The 15,383-nt window shown below is 64.6% G+C and carries 14 protein-coding genes; 6 read left to right on the top strand and 8 right to left on the bottom strand.

The genetic code is table 11. The annotated features are described in order from the left end of the window. Positions 1-14: 14 nt before the first annotated feature. Positions 15-641, bottom strand: coding sequence for a thiamine phosphate synthase (gene thiE, locus LOY22_RS23320; RefSeq protein ID WP_093379204.1), 627 nt, complete (start codon positions 639-641; stop codon positions 15-17). A 21-nt stretch (positions 642-662) separates the two neighbouring features. Next, positions 663-1,460, bottom strand: coding sequence for a hydroxymethylpyrimidine/phosphomethylpyrimidine kinase (locus tag LOY22_RS23315; RefSeq protein WP_045199832.1), 798 nt, complete (start codon positions 1,458-1,460; stop codon positions 663-665). 263 nt (positions 1,461-1,723) lie between these two features. Here LOY22_RS23315 and LOY22_RS23310 point away from each other — a divergent pair, with 263 nt between their 5' ends. The 4 genes from LOY22_RS23310 (at position 1,724) to LOY22_RS23295 (ending at position 7,625) form a co-directional block, all read left to right on the top strand. Next, positions 1,724-3,715, top strand: coding sequence for a hybrid sensor histidine kinase/response regulator (locus LOY22_RS23310; RefSeq protein ID WP_258595004.1), 1,992 nt, complete (start codon positions 1,724-1,726; stop codon positions 3,713-3,715). Between the two features lie 83 nt (positions 3,716-3,798). Then, positions 3,799-5,451: an acyl-CoA dehydrogenase family protein gene (locus LOY22_RS23305; RefSeq protein WP_093379208.1), complete on the top strand. Its 1,653-nt coding sequence runs from the start codon at positions 3,799-3,801 to the stop codon at positions 5,449-5,451. Positions 5,452-5,483: 32 nt separating this feature from the next. Then, positions 5,484-6,989 (top strand): AMP nucleosidase, encoded by a 1,506-nt coding sequence (gene amn, locus LOY22_RS23300; protein WP_371128634.1) that lies wholly within the window; start codon positions 5,484-5,486, stop codon positions 6,987-6,989. Positions 6,990-6,995: 6 nt separating this feature from the next. Beyond that, positions 6,996-7,625: a pseudouridine synthase gene (locus tag LOY22_RS23295; RefSeq protein WP_045199823.1), complete on the top strand. Its 630-nt coding sequence runs from the start codon at positions 6,996-6,998 to the stop codon at positions 7,623-7,625. Here the strand turns inward: LOY22_RS23295 and LOY22_RS23290 are convergent. Then, entirely contained in the window at positions 7,622-7,825 is a 204-nt protein-coding gene (locus tag LOY22_RS23290) for a DUF2788 domain-containing protein (protein WP_010222926.1), read from the bottom strand. The genes LOY22_RS23295 and LOY22_RS23290 overlap by 4 nt on opposite strands. 55 nt (positions 7,826-7,880) lie before the next feature. Then, on the bottom strand, positions 7,881-8,357 hold the full coding sequence (locus LOY22_RS23285) for an Lrp/AsnC family transcriptional regulator (RefSeq protein ID WP_010222927.1): 477 nt from the start codon (positions 8,355-8,357) through the stop codon (positions 7,881-7,883). A 406-nt stretch (positions 8,358-8,763) separates the two neighbouring features. Here LOY22_RS23285 and LOY22_RS23280 point away from each other — a divergent pair, with 406 nt between their 5' ends. Next, positions 8,764-9,513: a DUF6515 family protein gene (locus LOY22_RS23280; protein WP_258595000.1), complete on the top strand. Its 750-nt coding sequence runs from the start codon at positions 8,764-8,766 to the stop codon at positions 9,511-9,513. Between the two features lie 53 nt (positions 9,514-9,566). Here the strand turns inward: LOY22_RS23280 and LOY22_RS23275 are convergent, their stop codons facing one another. Beyond that, positions 9,567-10,439, bottom strand: a complete 873-nt coding sequence (locus LOY22_RS23275) for a cation diffusion facilitator family transporter (RefSeq protein ID WP_093379218.1) — start codon at positions 10,437-10,439, stop codon at positions 9,567-9,569. Positions 10,440-10,464: 25 nt separating this feature from the next. Continuing rightward, complete coding sequence (locus tag LOY22_RS23270; RefSeq protein WP_093379221.1) at positions 10,465-10,884, bottom strand: polyribonucleotide nucleotidyltransferase; 420 nt, start codon at positions 10,882-10,884, stop codon at positions 10,465-10,467. A gap of 118 nt (positions 10,885-11,002) precedes the next feature. Between LOY22_RS23270 and hrpB the strand changes: the two genes are divergently transcribed. Continuing rightward, a complete protein-coding gene (hrpB, locus tag LOY22_RS23265) occupies positions 11,003-13,528 on the top strand; it encodes an ATP-dependent helicase HrpB (RefSeq protein WP_258594997.1) in 2,526 nt (841 codons plus the stop codon). Here the strand turns inward: hrpB and LOY22_RS23260 are convergent, their stop codons facing one another. After that, entirely contained in the window at positions 13,529-14,608 is a 1,080-nt protein-coding gene (locus LOY22_RS23260) for an endonuclease/exonuclease/phosphatase family protein (protein ID WP_258594995.1), read from the bottom strand. 11 nt (positions 14,609-14,619) lie between these two features. Further along, positions 14,620-15,288, bottom strand: a complete 669-nt coding sequence (locus LOY22_RS23255; protein ID WP_045199812.1) for a membrane protein — start codon at positions 15,286-15,288, stop codon at positions 14,620-14,622. Positions 15,289-15,383: the final 95 nt, after the last annotated feature.

The following is a 15,383-nucleotide window of genomic DNA, read 5'->3' as shown; positions in this document are numbered from 1 at the left end:
ATGGGCTCTCTCAATCAGGCAGAAGCGAACAGGGCGTTGAAGGCGCGTGCACGGCGGGTGACTTCCTGCGTGCTGTCGGCGCCGAACAGGCCGTGAATCACCGCCAGCAGGTCGGCGCCGTGGGCGACCAGCGGGGCGGCGTTGTCGAGGGTGATGCCGCCGATCACGCAGATCGGCAGCTTGATGCGGGTGCGCGCTTGTTCCAGCAAGGCGATGTCGGCGGCGGGCACGCCCGGCTTGGTCACCGAGTTGAAGAAGCGGCCAAAGGCGACGTAGCTGGCGCCTTCGCGGGCGGCCTGTTCGGCCAGCTCAAGCTGGGCATGGCAGGTCGAGCCGATGATCGCTTCGCGGCCGAGCAGGGTGCGCGCTGGCGTCAGCGGGCCATCGGTCTGGCCCAGGTGCACACCGACACCCAGGCGCGCGGCCAGCTCGGCATCGTCGTTGATGATCAGTTGGGTCTTGTAGCGTGCGCAAAGCTCGGCCAGGGCTTCGGCTTCGCGCAGCCGACGGGACTCGTCCTGGCTTTTGTCACGGTACTGCAGCAAGGTCACGCCGCCTTCAAGCGCCGCTTCGACATAGGGCAGGAACTTGCCGGCCAGCAACTGGCTGTCAGTGATGGCATACAGGCCGCGTAACTTCATGGTGTAGACCTCAAGCGAAGATCAGGAACAGAAATCCAGGGGCAGGCGGCGCGGCACGTACTGGCCTTTGCCCAGTTGCTCGGCGTCGCGCAGGGTCCGCCAGGTGTAGTCCAGGGCCGAACGCACCGCGCTTTGCAGTTGCTCGCCAAGGGCCAGGCGGCCGGCCAGGGCGCTGGCCAGGGTGCAGCCGGAACCGTGGTAGCTGCCGGGCAGGCGCTGGCAGGTCCAGGTATGACGCTGGCCGTCGCGGCTGTACAGGCGGTTGTGGATTTCGTGTTCGTCACCGTGACCGCCGGTGATCAGCAGGTGTCTGACAAACGGCAGGAGTTTTTCGGCGCATTCATCGGCGCTGCCGTCGGGCAGCTCGGCCAGGATGCGCGCTTCGGGAAGGTTGGGGGTAGCAATGGTTGCCAGCGGCAGCAGGCGTTCGCGCATGGCGTAGCCGACTTCATCCTTGCCCAGGCGGCCACCGCCGCCAGCGCGCAGGACCGGGTCGCAGACCAGCGGCAGGTGCGGGTGGGCACTGAGCAGTTCGACCACGGTATCGACCATTTCGGTCGAGCCGAGCATGCCCAGCTTGACCGCCGCTACGGTCGAATCGGCAAGCACGGCATTGGCCTGGGCCAGTACCCACTCGCGGTCGAGGACACGGAAGTCAGTGACATTGACGGTATCCTGAACGGTCAGGGCGGTCACGGCCGGAGCGGCATGACAGCCTTGCGCAATCAGGGCTTCGATATCTGCCTGCAAGCCGGCACCGCCACTGGGGTCGTGGCCGGAGAGACAGAGGACAACGGGGCGGGAGCTGTAGGTATTCATGGTGCGCGAGCTTATCACCAAACGCTTTTGCTGGGTCCGCCCCGGCGCCGGGGATTTTTCAACGGGCGTTTGAACTGTACTTGTGAAATCGCTGAAAGTGGCGTTCTAGAGCCTTCGGCGTAAAGTTTTCAGTGGCATCTGGCAGGCTCGGAAAGCTATGCTAGAGTGCTCGAATAAACCGATAACGGTTACTGCCGGATTGCATCGCCTCAAACGGACAGGAGGCTACGCGACGCGACCGGGACAGGCCATGCTGGGGCTGTATGCGCTATTTGCTGATTGTTGTGCTGGGCTGGTTGCCGTTACTGGCCCCGGCGGTCGATTTCGACGACTCCACCCGCAGCTTGCCGCTGGGGCAAGTGATGCAAGTGTTCGAAGACCGCGATGGCAATGCCAGCATTGCGCAGGTCAGTGCGCCCTCGTTCGCCGAGCATTTTCGCCCGCACCGGGCCGAGGTCCTCAACGCCGGTTACTCCACCTCGGTGTTCTGGCTGAAAGTCCAGCTGCGCTACACCGCCTTGCCCTCGGCTGCGCCCCGCGCTTGGTTGCTGGAACTGGCCTACCCGCCGCTCGATCACCTGGAACTCTACCTGGCCGACGCCAGCGGCACCTTCCACCTGGCCCAGCGCACCGGCGACGCCTTGCCCTATGCCAGCCGGCAGATCAAACAGAACAACTACCTGTTCGAATTACCGTTCACCCCCGGCCAGACCACCACCGCTTATTTGCGCCTGCACAGCGAAGGTTCGGTGCAAGCGCCGCTGACCCTGTGGTCGGCCCAGGCTTACCTCGAAGCACAGCCCACCCGCTTGTACGTGTTGGGCCTGATCTACGGCGTATTGCTGGGGATGCTGGTGTACAACCTGTTCATCTACCTGAGCGTACGCGACACCAGTTACCTGTATTACATCCTCTACATCGCCTCGTTCGGCCTGTACCAGGTGTCGGTCAACGGCGCTGGCGTGGCGTATTTCTGGCCGGACAGTCCCTGGTGGGCGAACGCCGCCACGCCGATGTTCATCGGCGCGGCAGGTTTGTTCGGTTGCCAGTTTGCCCGCAGTTTCCTGCAATTGAGCAATCACAGCCGTGTCTTCGATGCAGTGCTCAAGGTGCTGATGGGCTGCGGCGCGCTGGTCATGCTGTTGTCGCTGACCAGCAGCTACGGTGTTGCCCTGCGCCTGGCCACCGCTTTGGCCCTGCTGTTTACCGTGTGCATTTTCGCCGCCGGGATTTTCGCCTGGCGCCGCGGTTTGCGCGTGGCCCGCTACTTCATCATCGCCTGGTCGGCATTCTTGCTCGGCGGCCTGGTCAACACCCTGATGGTGCTGGGTTATCTGCCGAACGTGTTCCTGACCATGTATGCCAGCCAGATCGGTTCGGCGCTGGAGGTCGGCCTGTTGTCCCTGGCCCTGGCCGACCGCATCAACAGCATGCGCGACGAGCAGGCCCGGACCCTGCGCGAAACCGGCCGCACCCTGGAACAGCTGAACATCGAGCTGGCCAACAGCAACCGTCTCAAGGACCAGTTCCTGGCTACCGTCACCCACGAACTGCGCACGCCGATGAACGGTGTGATCGGTTCGCTGGAACTGATGCAGACCATGTCGCTGGACGGCGAGCTGGCCCAGTACCAGCACACCGCAAGCTCCGCGGCCCAGGACATGATGGGCATGGTCGATGACATCCTCATCCTCACCGAACTGCAGGCCGGCCGCCTCAGCGCGCAAAATGCAGCGTTCAGCCTGCGCTCGCTGCTGCAGGAAGTGCGTGCCGAATACGCCGCGCCGGCCATGGCCAAGGGCTTGTACCTGAGCCTGGATATCCCGGCGGAGCTGCCTGACGTACTGATCGGCGATCGACACAAGCTGGCCATGTGCCTGGGTTACCTGATGGACAACGGCATCAAATTCACCCACCAGGGTGGAGTCATGTTGCAGGCCCGCGGCACACGGCTGGGGCCGGACCTGTTGGGCCTGAGCATCAGTGTCAGCGACAGCGGCATCGGTTTTGACTGCCTGGACGAAGCCACGCTGTACCAGCGCTTCTTCCAGGTCGACGGTTCGATGACCCGTGAATACGGCGGCTTGGGCATTGGCCTGGCGATTTGCCGGCAGCTGGTCGAGTTGATCGGTGCACGCCTGCAGCACGAATCCAACCCGGGCCTGGGCAGCCGTTTCGAGCTGAACCTGAGCGTGCCCTTGAGCCCGCCCCAGGCGCAGTTGGGCATGCCTCGGCCAGGGTTAAACCACGGCTAGTTAGGCGTTTTTGTCACTTTGACAGGGGGGCAGGGCGTGATTCACTGAAAATTCAGTCACGCCAGGATCCAGGAGGCCCCTCGATGAACCTGCACCAGTACGCTGAAACCCATGAGGTCACCAACCAGCCACCGTCCCTGGACGGGGCCAACCTGTACCGCATCGACCTGCCACTGCAGGAATGGTCGCGGCGCTACGGGGCGGGTTGGGCGCAGGAGCGCATCGACGCGTACGGTGCCCTGGCCGGCGGGCCGCTGATGGCCGCAGGCTTTCTGGCCAACCAGAACAAGCCGCAGTTCAGCAGCCATGACCGTTATGGCCATCGCATCGACCTGGTGGAGTTCCATCCGGCCTATCATGAACTGATGCGCACGGCCATCGAGCATGGCCTGCCGTCCTTGCCGTGGACCGACCCGCGTGAAGGCGCGCATGTCGCCCGCGCCTCGATGACCTACCTGCACAGCCAGGCCGAAGCCGGCAGTGGTTGCCCGCTAACCATGACCTTTGCCGCGGTGCCGGCGCTCAAGCTGCAACCTGAGCTGGCCGAGTACTGGCTGCCGAAAGTGCTGGCCACCAAATACGACCCGCGCAATGTCGGCGATCGCCACAAGGCCGGCGTGACCCTGGGCATGGCCATGACCGAGAAGCAGGGCGGCACCGATGTGCGTGCCAACACCACCCGCGCCTATCCGGTGGGAGCACCCGGCCCGGGCCAGGCCTATGAGCTGGTCGGGCATAAATGGTTCTGTTCGGCGCCGATGTGTGATGCCTTCCTGACCCTGGCGCAGACTGACAAGGGCTTGAGCTGCTTCCTGCTGCCGCGCCACCGCCCGGATGACAGCCGCAACCAGTTCTATATCCAGCGCCTGAAGAACAAGCTCGGCAACTGCTCCAACGCCTCCAGCGAGGTCGAGTTCCGTGGTGCCCTGGCCTGGATGATCGGCGAAGAAGGCCGCGGCGTGCCGACCATCATCGAGATGGTGGCCATGACCCGCTTCGACTGCATGGTCGGCTCCAGCGCCCTGATGCGTCAGGCCCTGACCCAGGCTGCCCATCATTGTGCCCATCGCCAGGTCGGCGGGCGCTTGCTGGCCGAGCAGCCATTGATGCAGAACGTGTTGGCCGATCTGGCCCTGGAAAGCGAAGCGGCGCTGGCCCTGAGCCTGCGCATGGGCCGTGCCCTCGACCAGCCGGATGATCCGCACCAGGCGCGTTTTGCCCGCTTGATTACCGCCGTGGGCAAGTACTGGATCTGCAAGCGTGCGCCGGCAATGATCAACGAAGCGGCCGAATGCATGGGCGGCGCCGGTTATGTCGAAGACAGCATCCTGCCGCGGCTGTACCGCGAAGCGCCGGTCAACTCGACCTGGGAAGGTTCGGGCAATGTCCAGTGTCTGGACGTGTTGCGCGCACTGTCCAAGGAGCCAGGTGTGCTCGACACGTTGTTCGCCGAGCTCGGTGATGGCCACGGCGACCCGCGCCTGGCCGCACATATCGGTAACCTCAAGGCGGCCTTTGCCGACACCGCGGACATCCAGTACCGCGCCCGCCAGCTCACCGAAGACATCGCCGTCGGCCTGCAGGCCAAGCTGCTGCTCGAAGCCGGTAACGCCGCGGTCAGCGATGCCTTTATTGCCAGCCGCCTGGGCGGCAATGGCCGGGTGTATGGCGTACTGCCCCGTGGTGTCGACGTCGCCGCGCTGGTGCAACGCTCGACCCCGAACTGGCCGCTCTAACGTGCGTGCCTTTGCCGCCGGATATAGGCAAGATGGGCGTATGCATGTCAGACAGGAAGTACATTGTGAGCCGTACTGATGAAGCCTTCGTTGTCGTAGAAACCGCCGAGCAGGCCGTCGATCGCCTCGCCGCCCTGCACGAACAAGCCACCGCGGCCCTGAGCCAGGCGCTCAAGCGCTACCTCAAGGACCGTACCGAGCCGGATGCCGAGGAGCGCGCACTGTTCCGCTACCCCGAGCTGCGCCTGACCTACCAGTACCATGGCGAAGTGCCGGCGATCACCCGCGCCTATGCCAAGGTCCAGTTGCCGGGCACCTACAGCGTGACCGTGACCCAGCCGGCGGCGTTCCGGGGTTACCTGCTGGAGCAATTGAAGCCGCTGATGCGCGACTTCACCGTCACGGTTGAAGTGGGCGTCAGCCAGCAGAACATTCCTTACCCCTATGTGGTCGAGCAGGGCGATGAGCTGGCCGGTACGGGCATTACGGCTGCGGCGCTGGCGCGGGTGTTCCCCAGCACCGATCTTTCTGCCGCCACCGACGGCATCGCTGACGGCCTGTACGACTGGGCCAACGTCGACCCGTTGCCGCTGGCGCTGTTCGACGCCGCGCGGGTGGATTTTTCCCTGCGCCGCCTGGTGCATTACACCGGCAGCGACTGGCGCCATGTGCAGCCGTGGATCCTGCTGACCAACTACCACCGCTATGTCGACCAGTTCATCAGCCACGGCCTTGAGCGGTTGCGTGACGACCCGCGTTTCGTACGCATGGTCCTGCCCGGCAACGTGATCATCGAAAAGGCCATGGACAACGGTGAAGCCCAGGCCCTGGTTGCCGGAGTGGTGTGGCACCGCTACCAGATGCCGGCCTACCACCTGATCGCCGCTGATGGCGACGGCATCACCCTGGTCAACATCGGCGTCGGCCCGTCCAACGCCAAGAACATCACCGACCACCTGGCGGTACTGCGCCCGCATTGCTGGCTGATGATCGGCCACTGTGGCGGCCTGCGCCAATCGCAGACCATCGGCGACTACGTGCTGGCCCACGCCTACATGCGCCGCGACGGGATTCTCGACCGGGTAGTACCGCCGAACATTCCGATTCCGGCCCTGGCCGAAGTGCAACTGGCCCTGCAGGAAGCGGCGGCGCAGGTGACCGGCGAGCGTGGCGACGAGCTGAAAAAGCGCCTGCGCACCGGCACCGTGCTGACCTACGACGACCGTAACTGGGAGTTGCGCTGGGCGCAGGAACGGCCGTTGATCAACCTGTCGCGGGCGGTGGCGGTGGACATGGAAAGCGGCACCATCGCCGCCCAGGGCTATCGTCTGCGGGTACCCTACGGCACTTTGCTGTGCGTCTCCGACAAACCGCTGCACAGCGAAATTAAACTGCCGGGAGCGGCCAATGCCTTCTACAACCGGGCGGTCAGCCAGCACCTGAAGATCGGCATCGCTGCCCTCGACCTGCTGCGTACCGAGCTCAACTCGCTGCACTCGCGTAAACTGCGCAGTTTTGACGAGCCGCCGTTCCGCTGAGGCCCCATGTCGTTACCCCCACGCTCCAAGCCGCGGCGCCCCGCGGCCAAACCCGCCGGCCCGCGTCGCCACGCCAAGGCGCCGCCGGCCGAGCCGCGGTTGATCCTGTTCAACAAGCCCTTTGACGTGCTGACCCAGTTCAGCGACGGCGAAGGGCGCGCGACCCTCAAGGACTTCATCGCCATCCCCGGCATCTACCCGGCTGGGCGCCTGGACCGTGACAGCGAGGGCCTGCTGCTGTTGACCAACGACGGCCAGTTGCAGGCGCGGATCGCCGACCCCAGGCACAAGCTGGCGAAAACCTATTGGGTACAGGTAGAAGGGGAGCCGAGCGAGGAGCAACTGCAGCGTTTGCGCGATGGCGTCGAGCTCAACGACGGCCCGACCTTGCCGGCCCAGGCCCGTCAGCTCGACGAGCCCGAACTGTGGCCACGCAACCCGCCGGTACGCTTTCGCAAAAGCGTACCGACAAGCTGGCTGGAGCTGGTCATCAAGGAAGGGCGCAACCGTCAGGTGCGGCGCATGACCGCTGCCGTCGGCTTGCCGACCCTGCGCCTGGTGCGCGTGCGGATCGGCGACTGGAGCCTGGATGGCCTCGATCAGGGCCAGTGGCGGGAAGTCCCGGCCAGGCTTTAGACGCCTTCGATGAAGCCGATCACCACGCTTTTGATGATGAAGGCGAGGATGCCCAGGCCCAGCACGAAAAACAGGATGAAGGTGCCGAACTTGCCGGCCTTGGATTTTTTCGCCAGGTCCCAGACGATAAAACCCATGAAACCAATCAGGATGGTGACCAGGATGGTCATCATCCATTCTTCGAACAACGCAGGATCCATCGATACTCTCCGGCAGGTTGAGGCGCGCGATTATACGCCGCCGTTGCCAGCCTGACTAACGCAGGTGCGTGAGCGGCAGTTCGGTGCTGGCCAGTACCTGGTTGAGAACAAAGCTGGAGCGCACGCTGGTCACGCCTTCGATACGGGTCAGGTGGCCGAGCAGCAACTGCTGGTAATGGTCCATGTCGGGCACCACGACTTTCAGTTGGTAGTCGGCATCCATCCCGGTCACCAGGCTGCATTCGAGCACCTGCGGCAGGCTGCGGATCGCCGCCTCGAAGGTCTCGAAGCGCTCGGGAGTGTGCCGGTCCATGCCGATCAGCACATAGGCGGTCAGGCTCAGGCCGAGCTTCTTGCGGTCGAGCAGGGCGACCTGGCGGGCAATATAACCGTCGTCTTCCAGTTGCTTGACCCGACGCGAGCAGGGCGAAGGTGACAGGCCGATGCGCTCGGCCAGTTCCTGGTTGGAGATACGCGCATCGCGCTGCAATTCGGCAAGAATGCTCAGGTCATAACGGTCGAGCTTGCTCATGGGATTGGCCTTTTCTGTTTCGATTGCGTCGAATTATCAATCTGTAGGCAAAAATTGCGCAAGTGATATTTAAATGAGCAATCTTCGCAATCCTCTGCCGCTGCCATCGCCGTATTCTTATCACCAGAATCACTGCCCGGACATCAGTCCAGTGCGGCGGGCCGAATCAGGCCAGCTGCGGCCAGCAACCCCACCAGGTTGTGCTCGGCCCCCGGGCTACACACTGTCCACAAGACGGCGTGAGGTGAGCCGGTGTCACAAGCGCCGAGCACGGACAAAATTCTCAAAGGGAGACCCCAGGGTCTCCCTTTTTTATTACTCAAATTTCATCTGGCGGCCGATAACCCCTGGCAGACGGCCTGATAGAGTAATCACAGGCCCCTTGTTATCGGTCCGAGAGGAAAGTATGAAGTCGCGTGTCTGGCGTATGGCGGGTGTGGGTGTGCTGTGCATGAGTGTCAATCTGCCGCTGCTGGCTGAGGGGCGGGGAGCTTCACCCCTGCAGTCGCGGCCCGATGAAGTGCGCCAGACCCAGGAGCCACGCACCGGCTATTACCAGGATATCCCGCGGCGCAACGACAACCGCTATTACCACGCCGGTGGCGGCGGGCATGGGAATGGCCACGGCAATGGCTGGGGGCCGGGGCCGCAATACCGCCCGGGGCAAACCATCGAACACTTCCCCGAGCAGTACTGGAAAGTACCCTATCGCGGGCATGACTACTTCTATTCCGGCGGTTACTGGTATCGCCCGCAAGGCCCGCGCTATGTAGTGGTGACTCCGCCCTATGGCGTGCGGGTCAACTACCTGCCCGACTATGCCCAGCAAGTGTGGATAGGCAGTGCGCTGTTCTTTCTGGCGGCAGGGACGTATTACCAGTACCTGGAAGACAGCCGCGAGTATGTGGTGGTCAACCCGCCGGCGGCCAGTACGCCGGCCCGAAGCGGCCCAGGTTATGACGTGATTGCTTATCCCGCGCAGGGCCAGAGCCCGCAGCAGCTTGATCGCGACCGCTACGAATGCCATCGCTGGGCGGTGCAGCAGACCGGTTTTGACCCGGCTGCGGCCAGCTATGCGCCGTCGGCGCAGGTGGCCGATAACTATCGGCGGGCGCAGGGTGCTTGTTTGAGCGGGCGAGGTTATAGCGTCAATTGACCCAGGGCTGCTGCGCAGCCCCTCGCTGGCAAAGAGCAGCCTTGCCAACTGCCTCACATCACCGGATCTGCATGCACCAGCACTTCAGCCTTGGGGTACTTGCTGTTGATCGCCGCCGCTGCCTGGTCACACAAGGCATGGGCCTGGGTCAGCGGCAGGTCCCCGGGCAACTCCAGGTGCAATTGCACGAACCAGTGGCTACCCGACACCCGCGTACGCAAGTCGTGGGCGCCGCGCACCCCCGGCACACTGCAGGCCAGCGCCAGCATCTGATCGCTGATGTCGCCGGGCAGCTCCTGATCCATCAGGATCGAGCTGCTCTCGCGGGCAATCTGCAGGGCGCTCCAGAGGATGTACAGGGCAATGCCCAGGCCGAAGATTGCATCCAGCTGTGGCCAACCAAAGCGCGCCAGCACCAGGGCAACGAGGATGCTGCCGTTGAGCAGCAGGTCAGAGCGGTAATGCAGTGAATCGGCGCGCACCGCTGTCGAGCCGGTGATGCGGATCACCTTGCCCTGCAGCATCAGCAAGGCAATGGTCAGCACCAGCGACAACAGCATCACCGCAATGCCGATGCCGGTGTCACCCAGAGGCTGCGGATTCTGCAGCCGCTCAACCGCCTGCACGCCGATCAGCACCGCGCTGACGCCGATGAACAGCGCCTGGGCCATGCCGGCCATGGCTTCGGCCTTGCCGTGGCCGTAACGGTGGTCGTCATCGGCCGGGCGCAGGGCGTAGTGCACCGCCAGCAGGTTGAGGAACGAGGCGACGCCATCGAGCGCCGAGTCGGTCAACCCGGCCAGCAGGCTGACCGAACCGCTGAGCCACCAGGCCAGCGCCTTGGTCAGGATCAGGATACTGGCCACCGCCAGCGATGCGCGGGTGGCCAGGCGCAGCAGGCGTTGGTGTTCAGCCGAGGGAGTCATGCCGAAGGTGGCTTCCTGTCAGAGATCAAGCAGCGGGCTTGAGGCCGTACATGGCCAGTTGCTCGACACTGCCCTTGTGCTGGATCAGGCGCGGGTCGTTGAGCGGTAGGCGCTGGCCCAGTTCGCTTTCGAGAATAGCCTGCAGCTTGCTGTTGTCGACCTTGCCGTCGGCGCTGATGGCTTCATTGAGTTTTTCAGGCGCGACCTGGGCGGTGGTGCCGCCGGGCAGGTAGATGGCGCCGGTGGCGAAGTCGATGCCGAAAGCGATCAGGCCCGGGATCACATAGAAAAGAATGCCGATGGCGTCGAGGGCAGCGACCACCGGGTCGATCTTGCCTTCGATCTGGCCGCGCCGGTCGGGGAAGAACAGGGTGCCGCAGGCGGTCAGTTGGCTCAGCAGGGTGGCGATCACGACGCCGCCAATGACACGGGAGGGAATACGCATGGAAGTCTCCGGAATGAAGGCGACAAAGATACAGGCAAAGAGCCTGTATCTACAGCTAAGACCATGATAAGGCAGGCTCGGTTCGCCGTTATACTCGGCGGATTGTTTGAGGGCCACCATGAAATCATTACCGATCGATGCCGCACTGCCAGCCTTGCGCGCCGCCTTGAGCCAGCGCCACGAAGCGGTGCTCGAAGCGCCCCCTGGCGCCGGCAAGACCACCCGCGTACCGCTGGCGCTGCTCGATGAGCCGTGGCTGGCCGGGCAGCGCATCCTCATGCTCGAACCTCGGCGCCTGGCGGCGCGGGCGGCGGCCGAACGGCTGGCCAGCGAGTTGGGTGAGCAGGTCGGGCAAACGGTTGGTTACCGCATCCGCCTGGACAGCAAGGTCGGGCCGAACACGCGCATTGAGGTGGTCACCGAAGGGATTCTCACCCGCCGCCTGCAGGCCGATCCGGCGCTGGACGGAGTGGGCCTGCTGATCTTCGACGAATTCCACGAGCGCAGTCTCGATGCTGACCTGGCCCTGGCCCTGAGCCTCAATGGTCGCGAACTGTTGCGTGACGACCCGCCGCTGAAAATCCTGCTGATGTCGGCGACCCTTGAGGGCGAGCGCCTGTCGAGCCTGCTCGACGATGCTCCGGTGGTCAGCAGCGAAGGGCGCATGTACCCGGTGGATATTCGCTGGAGCCGGCCGTTCCAGGCAGGCGAGTTCATCGAGCCGCGGGTGGTCGAGACGGTGCTGCAGGCCATCAGCGACGAGTCGGGCAGCGTGCTGGTGTTCCTGCCGGGGCAGGCGGAGATTCGCCGCGTGCATCAGTCACTGCAGGAGGCCCTGGGCGAGCGCCGCGATATCCTCCTGTGCCCGCTGCATGGCGAGCTCGATCTCAATGCCCAGCGCGCCGCCATCGACACGCCAGCCGCCGGCCTGCGCAAAGTGGTGCTGGCGACCAACATCGCCGAGACCAGCCTGACCATCGACGGTGTGCGCGTGGTGGTCGATGCGGGCCTGGCGCGGGTGCCGCGCTTTGATCCTGGCAGCGGCATGACCCGCCTGGACACCCAGCGCATCTCCCGCGCCAGCGCCACCCAGCGTGCTGGCCGCGCTGGGCGCCTGGAGCCCGGCGTGTGTTATCGCTTGTGGTCCGAAGCCCAGCACGAGCAACTGGCGGCCTATGGCGCGGCCGAAATTCTCCAGGCTGACCTGGCTGGATTGGCCCTGCAACTGTCGCGCTGGGGCGTTACCCCCGAACAACTGCGCTGGCTCGACCAACCGCCTGCGGCCGCCTATGGCCAGGCGCTGGAGCTGTTGCAGCGCCTGGGCGCATTCAAGGCCGACAGCCCGGACAGCCTCAGCGCCCACGGCCAGGCCATGGCCGAACTGCCGGCGCATCCGCGCATCGCCCACCTGCTGCTGCGCGGCCAGGACCTGGGCCTGGCCGACATGGCCTGCGATGTCGCCGCCTTGCTCGGTGAGCGCGACATTCTGCGCGGCGGCGGTGCCGACCTGCATAGCCGCCTGGCCCTGCTCAGCGGCGAAACCCGCGCGGCCAAAGGCGCGCAGGGCGGTGTGCAGCGCGCCCGGCAACTGGCCCGCCAGTACCGCGGTTACCTGCGTGGCAACGCCACTGCAGCCGTCGCCGACCCCGAGCATTCGCGCTGGCTCGGCGCCCTGCTGGCACTGGCTTATCCCGACCGCGTTGCGCAGCAGCGGCGTGCCGGCGGTGCGGAATATCGCCTGGCCAACGGTCGCGCTGCGTTGTTTGGCGAAGCCGATGCCTTGATGAAACATTCGTGGCTGGTGATCGCCGATCTGGGCAGCCGTCAGGGCCAGCGCGAGGAGCGCATTTACCTGGCCGCCGATTTCGACCCGGCACTGTTCGACGGGGTGCTGGCCGAACAGGTGCGCAGCCTGGATATCCTTGACTGGGACGAACGCGAGAACGTTTTGCGTGCCGAGCGTCAGCGCAAGGTCGGCGAGCTGGTGCTCAGCCGCGAGCCTTTGACCGGCCTGGATGAAGACGCCCGCGCCCGGGCCTTGCTGGAACTGGTGCGGCGCAAGGGTCTGGAGTTGCTGTCGTGGACGCCCGAGCTGCGCCAGTGGCAGGCACGGGTGGCGCTGTTGCGCCAGCTCGACCTGGCAAGCCGTGGTGAAAGCGAGTGGCCGGACCTGGGGGATGCCGCGCTGCTGGCGAACCTGTCCGAGTGGTTGCAACCCTACCTGGGCAAGGTCACCCGCCTGAGCCATTTTGCCCAGCTCGACCTCGCGTCGATCTTGCGCAACCTGCTGCCCTGGCCGCTGCCCCAGCGCCTGGATGAGCAGGCGCCGGTGCACCTGAGTGTGCCCTCGGGTTCGAACATTCGCCTGGACTACAGCGAAACCCCGCCGATTCTCGCCGTGCGTCTGCAGGAACTGTTCGGCCTGGCCGAAACTCCGCGCATCGCCCAGGGCCGTCAGCAAGTCCTGCTGCATTTGCTGTCGCCCGCGCGCAGGCCGGTACAGGTGACCCAGGATCTGGCCAACTTCTGGCGCAGTACCTATGCCGAAGTGAAGAAAGACCTCAAAGGGCGCTACCCCAAGCACTATTGGCCGGATGATCCGTTGGTGGCCGAAGCCACGGCGCGGGCCAAGCCGCGCAAGTAGTCACGGCTGCGCCGGCAACAGCAGGCGCGCCGTCACTGGCAGGTGATCGGAAATCTCCAGGGTGTCCTGCTGAATTACCTGTGCCCCCAGACGCTGCAGTTTGGGGCTGTGGAACAGGTAGTCGAGGGTGCGGTCCGGGCCTTGCAGGTTGCGGTCGTTGGGGTAGTGGGTCAGCCAGGCCGCGCGGTCGGCGCCGCTGGCTTCGGCGTTGCTGGGGATCATCGGGTATTTGTCCCAGAGCAGATGCAGGTCGCTGTCGGCAACGTACTGGCCGCGCAGTTCGGCCGGCAGGCGGCGGTACTGGCCGAGCGGCAGCAGGTTGAAGTCGCCGCCGATCAACCACGGCGTGCCTTGGCTTTCCAGCTTGTCGAGCAGGCGCGTCACCTGTTGCACCTGCTGGCGCTGGATATCGCTGCCGGCTTCGAAGGTCGCCAGGCGGGTGTTGAGCACCGCCAGCTGACCGCCATCGCGCAGCGGCAGGTAGCTGGCAACAATCGCCTGCTGCGGTTGCAGCAAGCGCTGCCAGGCATTGCTGGCGTCGACCGGCAATTGCAGGCGCTCGGCCTGCTTGATCGGGTAGCGGCTCAGGGTCGCCAGGCTGCGGCCGACACTGCCGAAGATGTGCCAGTCGGGGACGAAATCGGCTTTCCAGTCGTAGGCCTGCACCGCGCAGGGGTAAATATCCACCAGCCGTTCGCGCAGCAGTGCCAGTTGGTCTTGGTAGCCGCTGGCCTTGGCGTTGTTGTCCAGTTCCTGGAGCAGGACGATGTCCGGCTGCTCGGCGCGGATTACCCGCGCCACTTCATCAAGGTTGAAGGCGAGGTCTTCAGGGGTAGGGCGGGTATCGTCGCCGCGGCCCTGGTCGTACCAGAATACGTAGCGCTTGCCGGCCAGGTACTGCACGTTCCAGGTCATCACCTTGAGCACCTGGCCGGGTACCAGCGCCGCCGTGCTGGCCCGGCAACTGACCGCCAGGCTCTCGCGCGGTTCAGGTTGCCAGCTCAGCTGGCTGGCCAGCAGCCACAGCAGGGCGATCACAACAAGCAGGGTCAGCAGGGCGTTGCGCAGGAGTCGGGTCATCGGCTAACCAGTCAGGACAGCGGTGGCTCTGTCGCCGGTTCGCTGACCAGCATGTACAGGCGGAACATCACTACGGTGCTGAACAGCTGCAAAAAGCCGTTGCCGCTATCCAGAGCCAGTTGCGCCAGCGGCGACGGCTCGGGCACCAGCATCATGCTCAGGCCGTCGATCAGCCACAGCACTGCCATTACGCCGAGGACGCAACTGAAGATGCGCCAGAAGTTGCCGGTGGTCATCTGGAAACTGGTACGCATGGCTTCGATCGGTGGTTGGCCGCGCAATACCAGGGCGTATTCGGCAAACACCAGGTGGATCATCACCCAGATGCCGGGAATGATGAACAGCGCGGCGCCGGCCATGATCAGCAACGAGCTGAGCATCACCATCAGCGCAAACGACGGCCACAGGCGCAAGGCCATGGCCAGCAGGTTGCGCTTGAGCGGGGCGTAGCCGTTGCTGCGGCTGTCGAGGTAGAGGATCAGCGCGGCGCTGTACAGCGGGTAGAACAGCAGGCTGACCAGCATGCCGTAGCCTGGCGAGGCGTCCTTGCCCAGTTGCTGGTACAGCAACTGGGCGCACAGGGCTTCGAGCACCACCAGCGGCAGGCACAACTGGGCAATGCTCAGCAGGTGACGGCGGAAGAAATACAGGGAGTCGCGCAGAACACTAAGCGGATTCATCGGTCGATATCGCATTGAATAAAAGCAGGGCGTCACTTTAGCCCAGGCGCTGGCCAACCTGAAGAAAGTTTAATCCCGGCTTGTGTTGAATCTGG

The sequence above is a fragment of the Pseudomonas sp. B21-035 genome, from assembly GCF_024748945.1.
In the GTDB taxonomy this organism is placed as follows: Bacteria; Pseudomonadota; Gammaproteobacteria; order Pseudomonadales; family Pseudomonadaceae; genus Aquipseudomonas.
This window is presented reverse-complemented; position numbering and strand designations above follow the sequence as displayed.